Genomic DNA, 15,637 nt, shown 5'->3' with positions numbered 1-15,637 from the left:
AAGAGCTTAGCGTTTAACAATGAATGCAACTTCCTCGTCGTCCCGCTGGCGTCCACCAAGGGCGGCGGCTGCGGAGGCGATGAATGCGCCGACGAGAAGCGACAACGCCCCGAGCATCGCGGCGGTGGCCGCAGACTTTCTTGCCTCGTCCGCAGCCTTGATCGCGGCGTTCTTCGCATCGTCTATCTGCTGCAGCACCTGGTCGACGCGGGCCTTGGCCTCCTCGGGCGTCACCCCGGTGCGCGAGGAGACGATTGCAGCGATGTAGGCCCTATCGGCTTCCGGAACGCCGTCACTGACCGCACCTTGCAACAGGATGCGGGAAACCTCTGCCGTCGCCGATGCGTCGTCAGCCTGCGCCCTTGTCGTGAGATCCTGGGGCCGAAGCAGAAGGTCGGTGAAGTAGCCGGTGGCCGCGTCGGGCGACGCATCACTGCTTGCCGCCGCGGCCGAGCCTGCAACCGTCGCGGTTGCTGCGACTGTCGACGCGGCCTGCACGCCCGTCCCGGCAAGCGACGTAAAGGCGGATCCCGCCATACCCACGACGACCACAGTTGCCAGCGCCCAGCTCAGAAAACCGTGAGCGGTATCGCGGAAAAACACCTCATCCGTATGGACATTCGCCCACTTGGTTCGCAAGCGGCCGGTCAAATACCCTCCGAGAGCGGAAGCGAGCCATTGCACGACCACGAACCAGATCGCGGCCGTGACGCCCACGGTGGTAAAGGACGCGCTGTCGCCTGCCCATGGCGACACCATCGTAAGGCCGACGCCAGAGCCGAGAAGAAGGAGAATTATTGAGGTTGCCGCTGCGGCCACCGCGCCGCCGATGACGGGACCCCACGCTAAAGCGGGCGTGCTAGATTCCACGCCGACGTCGGAAACACCTGAGCTGGAAAGAGACATATACGCCTCCTATCGCAGGAAGAGAACGAGCAGGATGACGATCGGCAGGGGAATGCCCAGAAGCCAAAGAAGAATACCGCGACCCATTTGAAGACCTCCAATTGCCTGCGAGCGAATGTTCGCAGCATGGCGCCTCAACTCTTTGAAACGGCTGATGTTCCACGGCCTATCATCGCCATTTTCTATTTTTCTTCTGATGGAACCATGCAGCCGGAGCGGTGTTCCTATGGAGCCTGCTCTCAGGCTTCAACGAGGATAGAATCATGAAAAAACTTCTCCTAGCCGCAGCGCTTGTGGGCGCCTCGACTTTTGGCGCCTTTGCTCAGACGTCCACGACCCCGACGACTGATGGCGACACACCCGCGGTTGCCACGCCGGACACCAAGAATGCGACAGCACCGGTCGAGGGAGCCAACAGCTTCACAGAAGACCAGGCAAAGGAACGCATCACCGAGGCCGGATATGCCGACGTGACCGACCTTGCCCTGGACGACAAGGGCATCTGGCAGGCCAAGGCGATGAAGGACGGCAAGGCCGTGACCGTCGCGCTCGACTACCAGGGCAACATCGTCGCCAAGTAACTTCAGACTTCAGGAGATTCCCATGAAAACCGTTACCGGACTTTTCGACGACTACTCAGATGCGAGCGCTGCCGTCAGCGCGCTCGAGGCACGCGGCGTGCCCTCCAGCGATATCAGCATCGTTTCCAACAATGCGGACCAACGCCACGGCAAGGAAACCAATGCCGCTGAAGGCGCTGGCGCTGGCGCTGGCATCGGTGCTGCCGTCGGCGGCGTCGGCGGCCTCCTGACCGGCCTCGGCATCATGGCCATCCCCGGCGTCGGCCCCGTTGTGGCGGCCGGTTGGCTCGCCGCCACAGCTGCCGGCGCAGTTGCCGGTGCGGTGGCAGGCGGTGCAGCGGGTGGCCTGATCGGCGCTATGACCGAATCCGGCGTGCCCGAGGACCATGCGCATGTCTATGCCGAAGGTGTGCGCCGCGGCGGAACGCTCGTGACCGCGAAGGTGGACGAAAGCCTCCAGATAGAGGCCGAAGCGATCCTGCGCAAGTCCAACTGGGTCGATCCTGATCAGCGGCGTGCCGTGTATGCCGAGGGCGGCTGGACGCGCTTCGACGAAACCTTGGACCCCTACGGCCCTGCCGAAATCGAACAGGAACGCCTGCGCTACAGGCGATAAAGCGTTCAAGGAGAAGGCCGGCAATTGCCGGCCTTTTTACTTGTAGTCGATTTGCCGTTGACGCACCGCGCCGACCCGGTCTACTCACGAACGTTGCGAGAGTTCGAAGTGTCTACGGACCGGCGTTGAGCATCTCACTTACCTTTTTTGCGAGCGAGTCGATTGCAAATGGCTTGGTGATCATCTCCATGCCTGGTGCAAGGAAATCAGCGCGCGATGCCGCGGTCGCCGCGTAAGCGGTGATAAAGAGTATTTTGAGCGATGGGCGAGCCGCGATCGCAATCTCCGCCAGTTGCCTGCCGTTTAGTCCGGGCAGTCCGACGTCAGAGACCAGGAGGTCAAGGCGTCCCTTGCCCTCGATCACGGGCATCTCCTCTGCGCCGTCGATGGCTTCGATTACGCGATATCCAAGTTCCTTCAGGAGATCGACGACGAGCATGCGAACCGAATCGTCATCCTCAACGACCAGCACCGTTTGACCTTCGCCGCGGGGTGGGGCGGGCCCTTGTTCGATTATGCCATCATCCTATAGTCTCTCATCGAGGCTTCGCGGCAAGTATAGCTTGATTGTCGTTCCCAGACCGACACGGCTGTAGATATGGACATGTCCACCTGATTGCTGGGCGAACCCGTAAATCATCGAGAGGCCGAGGCCGGTTCCCTGACCGATGGGTCACGCGCAGCGAGGCAGGATCGCGTCGAGCCAGATTCGAGACTGTCGACCTCCGCCCCAACGATATCCAGCTCCTAGCTCTCTCCGTCGCGAATGTGGAAGTAGAATCTTGGCATGTTCTTATCCAGTTCCCTGCAGCCCGGGACATTACGTTCGCGTCGACCGCATCGCAGGACAGAATCGCCGCCTACAAGCAGCGGATGGGCTGGTCGACGCCGTGGGTGACGCTGCCGGACAATCGGTTTTCTCAGGATTTCGATGTCGAGGACATGTTCGGCATCAATGTCTTCGTCCGAAACGGTGATCGAGCGTATCGCACCTATTTCATGAACGGTCGCGGTGTGGAGGCAGTAGGCCCGATCTTCACGCTTCTTGATCTATCGCCCCTAGGCCGGCAGGAAATCTGGCAGGATGCACCTCTCGGTCGACCCCGGGAGAGCCCTACAAATGGTGGCGCTTGCACGATCACTATAGTACCGCAGGCAAGGCCTGAAATCTCAAGCACAATTGCCCCCGCTTCATCTGGGTCGATACGGCCGTCCCATTGTGGTGGCATGCAAATTCCTTGGCGAGATTATTGTGGTAAGCGTGCTTTTCCGACCATCCTTTGGCGTCGGTCGAGCGCTGCAGTAAGCGCTGATATGATGTCCTCCTCGCGAAAAGGCTTCCGTATGACCGCGCGAGCCCCATCAAAGCCGTTTTGAAGGGTGCCCGGATCCCCAGTCACGAAAATAACCTCTATCCCGAAGCGGTCGACAAGGCGGCGCGCCAGCAATTGCCCGCTGTTCCCGTCGGAAAGTCCGACATCCACGAATGCGACGTCCGCTCGCGGCGCATGGACAAGAGCCTGCTCGACCGTTGCAACCGGACCAAGCTGTCGTTCCCTTGTTCTTCGACAATGGTTTCCAGATGAGAAGCAATCAAAAATTATCTTCGACAATCAGAACGCGCATGATCCATGCCTCCATTTGACCAAAGCTAGGTCATGCGGAGCAATCGTCAACGTCTGTCAATTTTTTCATAGTGCCGCCGTACGGTGCCCGCTTCAGCAGTCCGTCATTCGGCCAATGCTACCCGCCCGCGTGTACGCGATCGGCGACGCGCGGGCGATGGGAACAACTGTCGTGCAGCGGGGTTTCCAACGCACAGCGCCCATGTTTCTGGTTGCTGGCTTTGAATTTGGCGATGGAGATATTTAGGATGACCGATATCAGAGCGAAGGGGTTCGACAGCCCAGCTCAGTTGCGCGAGCACCTGTGGGAAATCGAAGAGGCTCGTCTGGTCAGCAATCCAGATGTGAAGAGCGATAACCTCTCCACAGAGGGACAGCTCGCGGCGCTTGGACGGGAAGTCGCTGACCTTCGCGGCAGATTTGTCGCGATTCATGGGCAGGCGGAGGGGATTGATACACCACTGTCGCGGGGCGAACGTCATCCTTGGCTAAGGATCGCTGCAACCATAGCCATAACCTGTCTTCTTGGCCGGCTCGTCCGGAGCCTACGTCTCGGTGTTCCCGGCGCTGCGGCCGTCCTGATGATCGCCACGCAGCTGGACCGAAGGATCTGGTAGTAGGTGAGCGCCTCCGTGGAGCGAAAGTAACGAGGTCAACATGGCGAGTGACAAGCTCTCAACCTACAAGAGCAAGCGCAACTTCAAGCAAACGCAGGAACCAAGCGGTTCTGCCGCTGTGCGACAATCAAATCAGCTTCGCTTCATTGTCCAGAAGCACGATGCCACTCGCCTTCACTACGATCTTCGCCTCGAACTCGACGGCGTCTTCAAATCTTGGGCGGTGACGAAGGGCCCATCGCTCGATCCGCATGACAAGCGGCTGGCCGTCGAAGTCGAGGACCACCCCCTGGACTATGGCGACTTCGAAGGCACCATCCCGAAAGGCCAATATGGCGGTGGTACGGTCATGCTGTGGGATCGCGGCTACTGGGAACCCGAAGGCAACAAGTCCCCGGAAGAAGCTTTGAAGAAGGGTGACCTCAAGTTCATGCTCGATGGCAAGCGCCTGAATGGCAGCTTCGTTCTGGTGCGGATGCGCAATGATCGCGATGGCGGTAAGCGGACCAACTGGCTGCTGATCAAGCATCACGACGAACACGCCGTCGATGAGAACGGCGCTGCCATCCTGGACGAGAACATGACGTCGGTCGCATCCGGCCGGAAGATGGAACAGATCGCCGCCGGCAAGGGGCGGAAGCCGGTAGCGTTCATGACGGCAAGCGGCGAGGTTGAGGCCGATGCTGTGTGGGACAGCAAGCACGGCCTCGCGGCCGACGAGCGCAAAAAGAGGGCCAGCAAGGATGTAGCTACATCGACCGTCGCTGACGTGCCCGACTTCATACCGCCGCAACTCTGCCAGACGCTCGAACGCCCTCCGGGCGGCGACAACTGGCTGCATGAGATCAAGTTCGACGGGTACAGGATTCAGATGCGGGTCGCCGACGGCGGGGTGACGCTGAAAACCCGCAAGGGGTTGGACTGGACCGCGAAGTATCCTGAGATTGCGGAAGCAGCCACGGCGCTTCCCGATTGCATCATAGACGGGGAGATTTGCGCGCTCGACGACAACGGCGCCCCGGACTTTGCCGCACTGCAGGCAGCGCTGTCGGAGCGCAACACCGGCAATCTCGTCTATTTTGCATTCGACCTCCTGTTCGATGGCGGGGAAGACCTTCGCAGAAAGCCTCTGGTCGACCGCAAAGCCCGCCTGCAGCAGTTGCTTGTGGACGCGACCAAGGATGCGCATCTGCGTTTCGTCGAGCATTTCGAGACGGGCGGCGATGCGGTTCTACGCTCCGCCTGCAAGCTCTCGCTTGAGGGGATCGTCTCGAAACAGGCGGATGCGCCCTACCACTCCGGCCGCACCGACACCTGGGCGAAATCGAAATGCCGGGCCGGGCACGAGGTTGTGATCGGCGCCTATGCCAAGACGAACGGAAAGTTCCGCTCCCTCCTCGTCGGCGTCAATCGTGGAGACCACTTCGTCTACGTCGGCCGGGTCGGCACGGGCTATGGCGCGAAGAAGGTCGAAACGCTTCTGCCCAAACTCAAGGCGCTCGAAACTTCACGATCGCCCTTCACCGGGATCGGGGCGCCGAAAAGAGAGAAGGGAGTCTTTTGGCTCAAGCCCGAGCTGGTGGCCGAGATCGAATTCGCTGGCGGGACCGCTGATGGTCTCGTCCGCCAGGCTGCCTTCAAAGGCCTTCGGGAAGACAAGCCGGCACCGGAGGTCGAAGCCCAGAAGCCGGCCCCGCCAGCGAAGACGGAGACGCCCGAGCCCGCGCCGGACACCAACAGAAATCCCGCGCGGCGCAAGGGCTCCAAAGCGGAGGTCATGGGCGTTTTCATCTCCAATCCGGACAAACCGCTTTGGCCGGACGCCGGTGACGACAAGCCCGTTACCAAGGAGGATCTTGCCCGTTATCACGAGGCCGTCGGCGCCTGGTTGATCGAGCACGTTAAGGGCCGGCCGTGTTCGATCATCCGCGCGCCGGACGGCATTGGCGGCGAAGCGTTCTTCCAACGCCACGCCATGCCCGGCACCTCGAACCTGCTGGAACTGGTCAAGGTCTTCGGTGACAAGAACCCATACCTGCAGGTTGACCGTGTCGAAGGCCTCGTCGCCATCGCCCAGATCGGCGGTATCGAATTGCATCCATGGAACTGCGAACCCGGAAAACCCGAGGTGCCGGGCCGGCTGGTCTTCGACCTCGACCCCGGTCCGGCTGTGCCGTTCTCGGCGGTGGTTACGGCCGCCCGTGAAATGCGCGACCGGCTGGATGATCTCGGCCTCATCAGCTTCTGCAAGACCACGGGCGGCAAGGGACTGCATGTCGTGACGCCGCTTGCCGTCAATGCACGAAAGCCGCTCTCCTGGGCTGAGGCCAAAGGCTTTGCCCATGACGTCTGCCAGGAGATGGCCCGCGACAACCCCGACGCCTATCTCATCAAGATGACCAAGAGCTTGCGGGACGGGCGCATCTTCCTCGACTATCTGCGCAACGACCGGATGGCGACCGCCGTCGCGACCCTGTCACCGCGAGCGCGGCCAGGCGCCACAGTGTCGATGCCGCTGACCTGGACTCAGGTCAAATCCGACCTTGATCCGAAGCGGTTCACCATACGGACCGTGCCGGCGCTGCTGGCAAAGACAAGCGCCTGGGAGGACTATTGCGACGGACAGCGCGCGCTCGAACAGGCCATCAAGCGGCTCGGCAAGCACAAGGCTGCGGCATGATCTTTGAACGGCAGCGCGCCAAGACCACATAGGAAGCATGAAAAATCACAGTCTTCCCATCGAGCACCTGATCCGCCTTCGGCGCATTCGCGGCTTGGCGCGGCTGATGGACACGGCGCTCCGCGTTCCCGGCACGCGCATATCGCTTGGCGCAGACTCCGTTTTTGGCCTGATCCCCGGCGTCGGCGATATCGCAGCGGCGGCCATCAGCCTCGTCATCGTCAACGAGGCGCGCCGTCTCGGCGTGCCGAATGACAGGCTGGTGAAGATGCTCGTCAATGTCGGCCTCGACACGGTTGCAGGAAGCGTGCCGGTGCTCGGCGACGTCTTTGACGTCTATTTCAAATCCAATCGCCGCAATCTGCAGCTGGTGCTGGACCACTTCGGCCTCGATCACGCAGATCTCGATCGGTAGCGACGATCACTTGCGGCTGGCCAAGATATCCATGTCGAAGACAGCGGCATTGTCCTGTCGTTCGCGTAGACCCTTATAGGAGGCGTGGCGCAGATTTCCGTCGTCGGTCCAGCCGCGGAACTCGATCTCGGCGATGAGCGTCGGCAGCGCGAAGACGTAGTTCTTTCCCTTGACTGGCACGACCGGTTTCTTCGTCTTCAGCTTGTCCAATGTCTTGCGCAGGTATTCGGCATCCTTCGCCTTGAACCCGGTTCCGACAGAGCCGACCGGCACCCAACTATCGCCGCGTCGGGCGGCAAGCAGAAGGCTACCGATCCCGCCACGCGCTGCAACGGACTGCTCGTAGCCGACGATTATGAAGCTCTCGCTCTGGACGCATTTGATTTTGACCCAGTCGCCTGTTCGTCCCGACCGGTATGGCCGCTCGCGGTGCTTGGCGACAATGCCTTCGAGGCCCATCGAGCAGGCATTCGCCAGCAGCTCGACGCCATCGCCGTAGGCTTCTTCCGAAAGCTGCACCGCGCCGATTGCGCCGTCAAGAAAGTCCGAAAGGAGATGCCGGCGAACCGAAAGCTCCGTGTTCGTCAGATCGTGGCCATCGAAATAGAGGAGATCGAATGCAAAAAAGACCGCCTCCGTCGACGCGCGCTTGCCACCGCGCCCGCCCAGCGAGCGTTGCAGCGCCCCGAAATCCGCGTGGCCCTCCTTGTTGAGAACCACGGCCTCGCCGTCGAGGATGGAGGTCCCGACGCCGAGCTTCTTCGCCGCTTCCGCGATCCCGGGAAAGCGATGGGTCCAGTCATGGCCCCCGCGGGTGATGATCCGCACGCCCTTCGGCTCGATGTGGATGGCGAGACGATAACCGTCCCATTTGATCTCATAGAGCCATTCCGGTCCTTCCGGCGCGGTCGGCCGGAGAAGCGCCAGGCACGGCTCGACGCGTTCGGGCATCGGATCGAAGGGCAAGCTTGGCTGCTCGGGGTCGCGTCGGCGGACCGGCCGCGACCGCAGCGCAGTGCCGGATTCATCGAGCAAGGGTACGGCTGATCGGCGCTTCACTTTCATGGAGATCCATCATGCGTGGGAGAGTATGAACGTAAGTGCCCCGCGTAAAGATTTCAGGATGCGCGCTTTCCTTTTCCGCTCGCCGCCAAGCTCTTGCGAAGAGCGTCCATAATGTCGATGACGTTGCTGCCAGCCGCGCCGGTTTCTTCCTTGGCCTTGCTCTTCTTCGAGGGTTTCAGCGCCTTCTTCTTTTTCGAGATGATGTCGAGGAGAGCATCCTGCACGGGGTCGGAAACCATGTCCGGGCACCAGGTCTTGGTGTGCTGCTTGATGAATTTCTCGACAAGGGGAATGAGATCGGGGTCCGATTCATCGTCGATATTCTCGAAATAGGACTCTTCCGGCCTGACCTCGTCGCCGAAGCGCAGCGTCCAGAGAACGATGCCTTCGCAGCGCGGCTCGAGCACGACGGCGCGCTCGCGCCGGCCGATGACGAGTTTCGATATACCGAGCACCTTGTCGGACGCCATGGCGTCGCGAATGACGGCGAAGGCCTCATGGCCGACGGGGTCGTCGGGTACGAGATAATGCGGCTTTTCCAGATAGATCCACTCGATGCTGTCGCGCGGCACGAACTTGTCGATGTCGATCGTCTTCACCGTATCGAGCGCGACGTCTTCCAGTTCGTCGTCGGTGAGGAGGACATAGTCGTTTTCGCCACGGGCATAGCCCTTCACCTCATCCTCCTCCTTCACCGGCTTGCGCGTGACCGCGTCGACATATTGCGAGACGACACGATTTCCTGTCTGCCTGTTCAAGGTGTGGAAGCGGACCTTCTCGCTCTCCGACGTTGCCGGGGACATTGAGACGGGGCAGGTGACCAGGGAAAGCTTCAGATAGCCTTTCCAATAGGGACGCGGTGCCATGATCGTTCTCCTCAGCCGGCTTTACGCCGTGCGGACGACGAGCCGCGCGCCTTCGATGCCGGGGCGCGCGCCGCGGGCTTGCGCGCGGCGCCCTTGTTGGCATTGGCGGCGGACCGCTTTGATTCACCGCCACCGGCCTTCAGCATCTTCGCACTTTCGCGCAGCGCGGCCAACAGGTCGTCCGGTTTGGAGACCTTGACCGCCTTGCGCTTCCGCAAGGCCTTTCCTTCGATTTTCGCCTTCACCAGTTCAGCGACCGCCGTCTCATAGCGATCGTCGAACGCGGCCGGGTCGAAGGTCCCCTTCTTGGTGGCGATGATGTGCTTGGCGAGATCGAGCATTTCGCCCTTGATCCGCAGCTTGGGTATCTCGTCGAAGGCCTTCTCGGAGGAGCGGACTTCGTAATCATACTGCATCGTGGTGGCGATCAGCCCTTTGCCATGGGTGCGGATCAGCACGGTGCGCATGCGGCGGAACAGGACCGTCCGCGCGACAGCGGCGACCTTCGACTTCTCCATCGCATCGCGCAACGCGGTGAAGGCGTCCGACGAAACCCGGTCGGTCGGCACGAGATAGTAGGGTTTGTCGAAATAGACGTCGTCAACGTCGGAGCAGGAGATGAAGGCTTCGATCTGCAGCGTCTTGCCGCTGTCCGGAATGGTAGCGGCCACCTCCTCCGGATCGATCATGATGTACTGGCCGTTCTCGATCTCGAAGCCCTTGGTCTGGTCCTCGCGCTCGACCTCCTTGCCGGTGCCGCTATCGACGAAGACACGATTGACGCGATTGCCGGTGCGGCGGTTGATCGTGTGAAACGAGATGCGCTCGGACGTGCTGGCGGCCGTGTATAGGCCGACACCGCAACTCACTTCGCCGAACTTGATGAAACCCTTCCGCTGAGCACGGTGACCGCCCATTCTTGAAAACTCCCGACTCGACGCAACCAAAGCGACTCAAGCGAATCACGAGCGAATTTGTTCCGAGTCGAAAAGAATCGGGAATCAATAAGTTAGACCGCTTGTCCCTCGCTCTTGACGGGTCTCGATCATGCCGTTGATTCGCTGCATCTTTCCGTCGTGGCGCGCGTTCCTTTAGGATCGCAACTAGAAGAAGCGTGACGGGTGATGCGATGGTCGAAGATGACGAGATTAGCGGTACAGCCGTGGAGGCCGACGAGCGCGCCACCGTCGCGTTTCGATTCGACCGGGTGACCGTGCAGCGGTTTCGCGAGGCTTTTCCGCGTGCTCGCTGGAGCGACCGGCGAAAGGCGTGGATCGTCCCCGGCACGACCGCGCGCCGGCGCATCGATCGCTGGCTGGCTAAGGAAGAATCCCGAGTCGATCCATACGCCGAGGCAAAGGGTAGGGACGCTTATGCGTTCGAGCCGATCCTCAGCCCCTATCTCAGCGTCGACAGGGACGGGTTTCGCATCCGAACGCCTTTTTCACGCAAACTCGTCGAGGAAATCCGGCAGGTTCCATTTGCCCGCTGGGATGGCGAGCATAAGGTCTGGCGTGTGCCGTTCGCTTCCTATGACGATCTTGTCGATCGTTGGGAGACTATCGAGGTGGAAGCGCTGCGAAATGAACCCGAAGAACGGCGCAAGCGGGCCGAGGCGCGCAAGGGAACCGACGAGGAAAGACTGTCCCGCCGCCGGGCGGCCGAGCGCAAGCGCCGTCGCATCCCTCTTCCAGGCGATGATTTGCCGCTGTTGGATCGGCCGCTTGCGACTAGGCTTTATGGGATCGTTGTCTTGATCGACATCACCGGTGAGCTGGTCGAGCGCGACGAGATTGCCGATCTCTATCCGGACGTCGCGGAAGATCATGTCTGGGTTCTATGGCGAACGCCTTCGCTGGAGGAGCTGGTGCAGACCTGGCCCTCGAAAAAGGCGCCGGAAGAGTATGAGCGCCTTCGTGGATGGTGGCTGCCGACTCTTGAGGAATTGCGCGAGGCGCGGCGAACCGCGAGGGCGCGCGAGCGCCGGGCGTGGCCGCAGCCGTTGGCCTGACGTCATTCCGATGGCGGCTCGATCTCCATTATAACCGGCGCGTGGTCGCTGGTATGCTTCCAGGTTCGCGGCGCGCGGCGGACGCTCGCCTTCTTCAGCCAGGGCGCAAGCGCCGGGCTGAGGAGGAGATGGTCGATGCGCAGGCCGGCGTCACGTTCGAAGGAGCCGCGCCAGTATTTCCAGAAAGTGTAGATGCGTTCCTTGGGGTGCAGGTGGCGGATTGCGTCGGTCCATCCCTGTGCGAGGAGATCGGCATAGGCTTTTCTGACCTCCGGTCGGAACAATGCGTCGTCGCGCCAGCGCTCCGGCGCGTAGACGTCGAGATCGGTCGGCATGACGTTGAAGTCGCCGATCAGCGCCACCGGCAGGTCGAGTGCGAGTAGGTCCGCCGCATAAGTCTGCAAACGCTCGAACCAGCGCAGCTTATAGTCAAACTTCTGGCCGGGCGCTGGATTGCCGTTCGGTAGGTATAGGCAGCCGATCAGGATGCCGTCGACAGCGGCCTCGATATAGCGACTATGGCGATCGTCGAGTTCTCCCGGCAGGCCGCGTCGCGTCAATACGGGCAACCTACCCTTTGCGAGGATCGCGACGCCGTTCCAGCTCTTCTGCCCCTCCCAGACGGCCTCGTAACCTTCCGCCTGCAGTTCGCGCAGAGGAAAGCGCTCGTTCGGTGATTTGAGTTCCTGCAGGCACACGATGTCGGGCGCATCTTCCCCCAGCCACCGAAGGAGGACGGGTAGATGGCCGTTGATGCCGTTGACGTTGTAGGTGGCGATTTTCATAAATTTCTCCTTCACCCGGTGATCAGGTGGAAGAGAAAACCGTCCATCAATTTCAAAAGTTCCGGCCGCGCATAGTGTCCAAACGGGCTGTGGTCTCTCGAAGCAGGGAACATAAATGGCGACCGCGAGTTTGGTGGTGAAGCCCCTTACCAACGGAGATAGGGATGCGTGACGACGCTGTACACCGTCCAATGCCGCCGCAACCCGCTCAGGAACAGGTTCCACCTGGTCTAACGAAAAACATGCAGCCTATTCCAGACCACGGTGAAGAAAGCTACGCAGGATCGGGGCACCTTAAACAGAAGGTGGCACTAATCACAGGGGCAGACTCGGGTATCGGCCGCGCTGTCGCGATCGCATTTGCGCGCGAGGGTGCCGACATCGTCATTTCTTATCAAAGCGAAGACGAGGATGCGAACGAAACGGCGCGGTGGGTTGAGGATGCGGGCCGACGAGCTGTTATCCTTCCTGGCGATATCACCAGCGAAGATCACTGCGAGCATCTCGTACGCCAGTGCCTGGAAAACTTCGGCCGGCTCGATGTTCTCGTGAACAATGCTGCCTTCCAGCGAACCTATGCTGACATTAGCGATATCAGCACCGAGGAATGGGATCGAACCTTTCGAACCAACATCTATGCGCCATTTTTTCTCGCGCGGGCGGCAATCCCGCACATGAAACCCGGAAGCGCAATTATCAACACGACATCGATTCAATCACGCCAGCCGTCGCCCCATCTCCTAGCCTACGCCGCAACGAAGGGCGCGATATCGAATTTTACCGCTGGCCTTGCCGAAATGGTCGCTGACAAGGGCATCCGCGTCAATGCAGTCGCACCGGGGCCGATATGGACACCGCTCATCCCCTCGACGATGCCGCCAGAAAAGACAAAGAGTTTCGGGAAGCAGGCGTTGCTTGGCCGCGCAGGCCAGCCCGCTGAACTGGCGGGAGCATTCGTTCTGCTCGCCTCTGATCTCGGCAGCTATATGACCGGTGCGATCATACCCGTCACGGGAGGTGAGATTATGATTTGAGCGAGGACATATGCGCACCACGAATTGGTCACTGAGACCTAGTCTCCAGCGTGCGCTTCCTCGATATCGATGTCATCTTGGTCATTGCCGAGAGGTAAGCGAGAGAAAAGCTTAATTTAGCTCCAGGCCTTCCCTGGAAAGTACGAAGTCGTACAAAGTTTCGCTAGAGGCAGTGGCCTGTTCTAACCGGGAGGCTCCGAGGTCAAAAAAATACGATACTGGAACCTCGAGAAATCGGGCGATGCTTTGCCAGCGGCTCGATCCGACGCTATCTACGCCCTTTTTCGTGCTTTTGCACCTGCTGAAACGTCCCCCCACCTCAGTGGGCAGTTTGGTTTGGCTAAAACTCAGCATTGCACGCCGCTGACGATTACGTCGACCGACCGTGATATCGATCGCATTGGGCGCTTTTGTCCGTGCGGTTTGCATAAGCGCTCTAAGGCCACGATGCATATGCAAACCATCTAGAGCGGCGAGGCGGTCAGCAGCAACGCGACCGGCACACTGATTGCAGACGCTGTCAAAGCCAGCATCGAGGCAATTTTAATTACTCGCGTCCGTCGGGCGCGCATTTCATCCCACTCGTACACCATAGGCATTCCTTCAAGACGTAAATGAAGCATTCGCGCCGGCCAGAGTCTATCTTGAAAATCGTTCGAACATCCCGACCCCCAAAATTCTTCCCATAGCAGAACCTGCTTTCTAGCAGTTCTAATTTGCGGGACGGCGGTCGAGGAACGATGTGGACGCATGATCAGTATGTCAAAGTTTAAAGCGGCGACGGTCGCGCTGGCGTAGGATCACATCATCCGGGGGTGGGCTGTTGCTGGAGTGTGTGTGCTTCAGCCAGCAGCAGTCGCGGCGAAAGGCCCGGTCCTGGAGGATCGGGCCTTTTGCCTGGCACGCCTTTCGCGGCGGTGCCTAATTGAGCCAGCTGGATGTTGCGTTCGGCCCGCGTGCCGGCGGAAACTATCTATAGTCACGTGGAGCGGCAATGTCTTGAAATAGTAACGAAGTCTCTTATCTGAAGCGCGCATTTTGGGAGGCGCACATGGATCATATTTTCGTCAAGACGGCATTTGAACCAGAGGAGCTACACGGCCTTAAACTGCTGTTCGACGAAATGACCGTGCAACCTTGGTTTGACGCCTCCGATGGCGCCAAGGAGGCCTTTGCCAAATATCTCATCGAAACATTTCCGGCCGGTGCCTTTGATGCAAAGAAGCATCGCTCGGTCGTCGAGGCGTCTGCGAGGATGTTCTACAGTCGAGACACGGCCGCTTAGATGCGAAAAGACGTAGCGGCCCGCTCCTTTTGAAGCGCCGCCAGCGCGAAGCAGTTTTCTGCAATTGGTCATCAGCGTCGGATAAGCTCCAGGGTGCGGCTGTCCGCCTCGCCGTCGAAGTAGCGTTCTAAGGCGATGCGAAACCGCGGAATAGTGTGGTCGCAAGCCTCGTAGAACAGCGTCATCGAGGAGCGGAACTTCTCGTCATCGGGCGAACCGAAGATGTTATGAGCGGTTCGACCGCGATTCGTGAGAACGGCATCTGTGACCTGCGCAAGGCGGTCTGCCAGGACAGGATGTTCGAGATAGGTCCGTGCTTCTTCCAATGATACAAATCCATAGAACTGGGCGGTCGGCGAACGGCCCAGTGCGCGCAGTTGCGGGAAGATGAACCAAATCCAGTGGGTCTCTTTGCGTCCCGCCCGCAGTTCGTCGAGGGCCGCAGGAAATGCGAGTTCCTGAGCGTCGACAAATCGTGAGAGCTTGAAAGGATCATGTCTATCCATCTAGGCCTCCAATCGTGCATCATACAAAAAACCGCCGGACGCGCGGGCTCGCATCCGCGTGCCGTCGGAACGACTGGTTGTCCTCTCGGAAGCGGAGACGAATTCACCATCCGTCCATCGGAGATAGTGCGGCACGACATGGCGGCAAGACGGGCACACCAATGGTGAGAACTCGCCATTGCAAAGCCCTTGGCCGAAACTATTTCCTCATCACGAATTGAGGGAGAAACCTGCGATGCGAGAAATTGCCATCGACATCCTGTCCGATGACGCTGTTGTAATTACACTGCCTCGGCGATGCTACGGGGGGAGCCAACCAGTGGTCTGCGCCTGCTGTGGTCAGGCTGGGCAGCCGATGGACGATGATGGGTGCGGGATCTGCGACGCCTGCCTCGAAACGCCTGTTCAGGTGTTGACCCATCCGGATGACCTTGATTTGTCGGATACCTTCCCCCATCCCTCGCTTACTACCCGCCGTCGATGACTGCCTGCAGCGACGATCCATCGTCGCGCGTTTGTAGTCCTCCGGGTCGGAAGGGCGCTCCCCGATAAGGGTCGAGCGCCCTTCTGACCTTGCCCCGTTGAAATAATCCATTTTGAAGTAAGCTCTGGCCCATTGAGAGGACCAGGGAATGAAGCGCAACC

18 protein-coding genes are annotated in these 15,637 nt (G+C 60.1%); 9 read left to right on the top strand and 9 right to left on the bottom strand.

Features of this window, described 5'->3' with window-relative positions:
* Positions 1-6: 6 nt before the first annotated feature.
* On the bottom strand, positions 7-906 hold the full coding sequence (locus AC1RT2_RS28920; protein WP_493107512.1) for a hypothetical protein: 900 nt from the start codon (positions 904-906) through the stop codon (positions 7-9).
* A 263-nt stretch (positions 907-1,169) separates the two neighbouring features.
* On the opposite strand from AC1RT2_RS28920, the gene AC1RT2_RS28915 reads away from it, so the two are divergent.
* Positions 1,170-1,487, top strand: coding sequence for a PepSY domain-containing protein (locus AC1RT2_RS28915; RefSeq protein ID WP_493107510.1), 318 nt, complete (start codon positions 1,170-1,172; stop codon positions 1,485-1,487).
* 22 nt (positions 1,488-1,509) lie between these two features.
* Positions 1,510-2,103 carry a general stress protein gene (locus tag AC1RT2_RS28910; protein WP_493107508.1) on the top strand — a complete coding sequence of 198 codons (594 nt, stop codon included), beginning with the start codon at positions 1,510-1,512 and terminating at the stop codon, positions 2,101-2,103.
* A 112-nt stretch (positions 2,104-2,215) separates the two neighbouring features.
* Here AC1RT2_RS28910 and AC1RT2_RS28905 read toward each other — a convergent pair whose 3' ends face one another.
* On the bottom strand, positions 2,216-2,575 hold the full coding sequence (locus tag AC1RT2_RS28905) for a response regulator (protein WP_493107506.1): 360 nt from the start codon (positions 2,573-2,575) through the stop codon (positions 2,216-2,218).
* Positions 2,576-2,629: 54 nt separating this feature from the next.
* On the bottom strand, positions 2,630-2,773 hold the full coding sequence (locus AC1RT2_RS28900; protein WP_493107654.1) for an ATP-binding protein: 144 nt from the start codon (positions 2,771-2,773) through the stop codon (positions 2,630-2,632).
* A gap of 98 nt (positions 2,774-2,871) precedes the next feature.
* On the opposite strand from AC1RT2_RS28900, the gene AC1RT2_RS28895 reads away from it, so the two are divergent.
* From AC1RT2_RS28895 to AC1RT2_RS28880, 4 genes are all read left to right on the top strand, one after another.
* On the top strand, positions 2,872-3,480 hold the full coding sequence (locus tag AC1RT2_RS28895; protein WP_493107504.1) for a DUF899 family protein: 609 nt from the start codon (positions 2,872-2,874) through the stop codon (positions 3,478-3,480).
* 496 nt (positions 3,481-3,976) lie between these two features.
* Entirely contained in the window at positions 3,977-4,345 is a 369-nt protein-coding gene (locus AC1RT2_RS28890) for a hypothetical protein (protein WP_493107502.1), read from the top strand.
* 40 nt (positions 4,346-4,385) lie between these two features.
* Positions 4,386-7,025, top strand: coding sequence for a DNA ligase D (gene ligD, locus AC1RT2_RS28885; RefSeq protein ID WP_493107500.1), 2,640 nt, complete (start codon positions 4,386-4,388; stop codon positions 7,023-7,025).
* Positions 7,026-7,062: 37 nt separating this feature from the next.
* Positions 7,063-7,440 carry a DUF4112 domain-containing protein gene (locus AC1RT2_RS28880; protein ID WP_493107498.1) on the top strand — a complete coding sequence of 126 codons (378 nt, stop codon included), beginning with the start codon at positions 7,063-7,065 and terminating at the stop codon, positions 7,438-7,440.
* 6 nt (positions 7,441-7,446) lie between these two features.
* On the opposite strand, the gene ligD (AC1RT2_RS28875) is transcribed toward AC1RT2_RS28880, so the two are convergent.
* From ligD (AC1RT2_RS28875) to ku (AC1RT2_RS28865), 3 genes are read right to left on the bottom strand one after another with little or no spacing between them, the layout of a single operon-like run.
* The gene (gene ligD / locus AC1RT2_RS28875; RefSeq protein WP_493107496.1) at positions 7,447-8,505 is read right to left on the bottom strand and encodes a non-homologous end-joining DNA ligase; all 1,059 of its coding nucleotides are present in this window, start codon (positions 8,503-8,505) and stop codon (positions 7,447-7,449) included.
* A gap of 53 nt (positions 8,506-8,558) precedes the next feature.
* Positions 8,559-9,371, bottom strand: coding sequence for a non-homologous end joining protein Ku (gene ku, locus AC1RT2_RS28870; protein ID WP_493107494.1), 813 nt, complete (start codon positions 9,369-9,371; stop codon positions 8,559-8,561).
* 11 nt (positions 9,372-9,382) lie between these two features.
* Positions 9,383-10,288: a non-homologous end joining protein Ku gene (gene ku, locus AC1RT2_RS28865; protein WP_493107492.1), complete on the bottom strand. Its 906-nt coding sequence runs from the start codon at positions 10,286-10,288 to the stop codon at positions 9,383-9,385.
* Between the two features lie 212 nt (positions 10,289-10,500).
* On the opposite strand from ku (AC1RT2_RS28865), the gene AC1RT2_RS28860 reads away from it, so the two are divergent.
* A complete protein-coding gene (locus tag AC1RT2_RS28860) occupies positions 10,501-11,382 on the top strand; it encodes a hypothetical protein (protein ID WP_493107490.1) in 882 nt (293 codons plus the stop codon).
* 2 nt (positions 11,383-11,384) lie between these two features.
* On the opposite strand, the gene xth is transcribed toward AC1RT2_RS28860, so the two are convergent.
* Positions 11,385-12,167, bottom strand: a complete 783-nt coding sequence (gene xth, locus AC1RT2_RS28855; RefSeq protein ID WP_493107488.1) for an exodeoxyribonuclease III — start codon at positions 12,165-12,167, stop codon at positions 11,385-11,387.
* A 164-nt stretch (positions 12,168-12,331) separates the two neighbouring features.
* On the opposite strand from xth, the gene AC1RT2_RS28850 reads away from it, so the two are divergent.
* Complete coding sequence (locus AC1RT2_RS28850; RefSeq protein ID WP_493107486.1) at positions 12,332-13,201, top strand: SDR family oxidoreductase; 870 nt, start codon at positions 12,332-12,334, stop codon at positions 13,199-13,201.
* 1,051 nt (positions 13,202-14,252) lie between these two features.
* On the top strand, positions 14,253-14,486 hold the full coding sequence (locus tag AC1RT2_RS28845; RefSeq protein WP_069062404.1) for a hypothetical protein: 234 nt from the start codon (positions 14,253-14,255) through the stop codon (positions 14,484-14,486).
* Positions 14,487-14,557: 71 nt separating this feature from the next.
* Here AC1RT2_RS28845 and AC1RT2_RS28840 read toward each other — a convergent pair whose 3' ends face one another.
* Positions 14,558-14,992 carry a DUF1810 domain-containing protein gene (locus AC1RT2_RS28840; protein WP_493107484.1) on the bottom strand — a complete coding sequence of 145 codons (435 nt, stop codon included), beginning with the start codon at positions 14,990-14,992 and terminating at the stop codon, positions 14,558-14,560.
* 199 nt (positions 14,993-15,191) lie between these two features.
* Positions 15,192-15,637, bottom strand: a 446-nt coding sequence (locus AC1RT2_RS28835; RefSeq protein ID WP_493107482.1) for a hypothetical protein, incomplete at its 5' end; no start/stop codon positions are given.

Source organism: Shinella sp. GW821-FHT11G07, assembly GCF_058808115.1.
This window is presented reverse-complemented; position numbering and strand designations above follow the sequence as displayed.

Excerpts from the sequence above, each read along its gene's own strand:
- AC1RT2_RS28920 (WP_493107512.1), bottom strand. The coding sequence starts at position 906 with ATGTCTCTTTCCAGCTCAGGTGTTTCCGACGTCGGCGTGGAATCTAGC.
- AC1RT2_RS28915 (WP_493107510.1), top strand. The coding sequence starts at position 1,170 with ATGAAAAAACTTCTCCTAGCCGCAGCGCTTGTGGGCGCCTCGACTTTT.
- AC1RT2_RS28910 (WP_493107508.1), top strand. The coding sequence starts at position 1,510 with ATGAAAACCGTTACCGGACTTTTCGACGACTACTCAGATGCGAGCGCT.
- AC1RT2_RS28890 (WP_493107502.1), top strand. The coding sequence starts at position 3,977 with ATGACCGATATCAGAGCGAAGGGGTTCGACAGCCCAGCTCAGTTGCGC.
- ligD (WP_493107500.1), top strand. The coding sequence starts at position 4,386 with ATGGCGAGTGACAAGCTCTCAACCTACAAGAGCAAGCGCAACTTCAAG.
- AC1RT2_RS28880 (WP_493107498.1), top strand. The coding sequence starts at position 7,063 with ATGAAAAATCACAGTCTTCCCATCGAGCACCTGATCCGCCTTCGGCGC.
- ligD (WP_493107496.1), bottom strand. The coding sequence starts at position 8,505 with ATGAAAGTGAAGCGCCGATCAGCCGTACCCTTGCTCGATGAATCCGGC.
- ku (WP_493107494.1), bottom strand. The coding sequence starts at position 9,371 with ATGGCACCGCGTCCCTATTGGAAAGGCTATCTGAAGCTTTCCCTGGTC.
- ku (WP_493107492.1), bottom strand. The coding sequence starts at position 10,288 with ATGGGCGGTCACCGTGCTCAGCGGAAGGGTTTCATCAAGTTCGGCGAA.
- AC1RT2_RS28860 (WP_493107490.1), top strand. The coding sequence starts at position 10,501 with ATGGTCGAAGATGACGAGATTAGCGGTACAGCCGTGGAGGCCGACGAG.
- xth (WP_493107488.1), bottom strand. The coding sequence starts at position 12,167 with ATGAAAATCGCCACCTACAACGTCAACGGCATCAACGGCCATCTACCC.
- AC1RT2_RS28850 (WP_493107486.1), top strand. The coding sequence starts at position 12,332 with ATGCGTGACGACGCTGTACACCGTCCAATGCCGCCGCAACCCGCTCAG.
- AC1RT2_RS28845 (WP_069062404.1), top strand. The coding sequence starts at position 14,253 with ATGGATCATATTTTCGTCAAGACGGCATTTGAACCAGAGGAGCTACAC.
- AC1RT2_RS28840 (WP_493107484.1), bottom strand. The coding sequence starts at position 14,992 with ATGGATAGACATGATCCTTTCAAGCTCTCACGATTTGTCGACGCTCAG.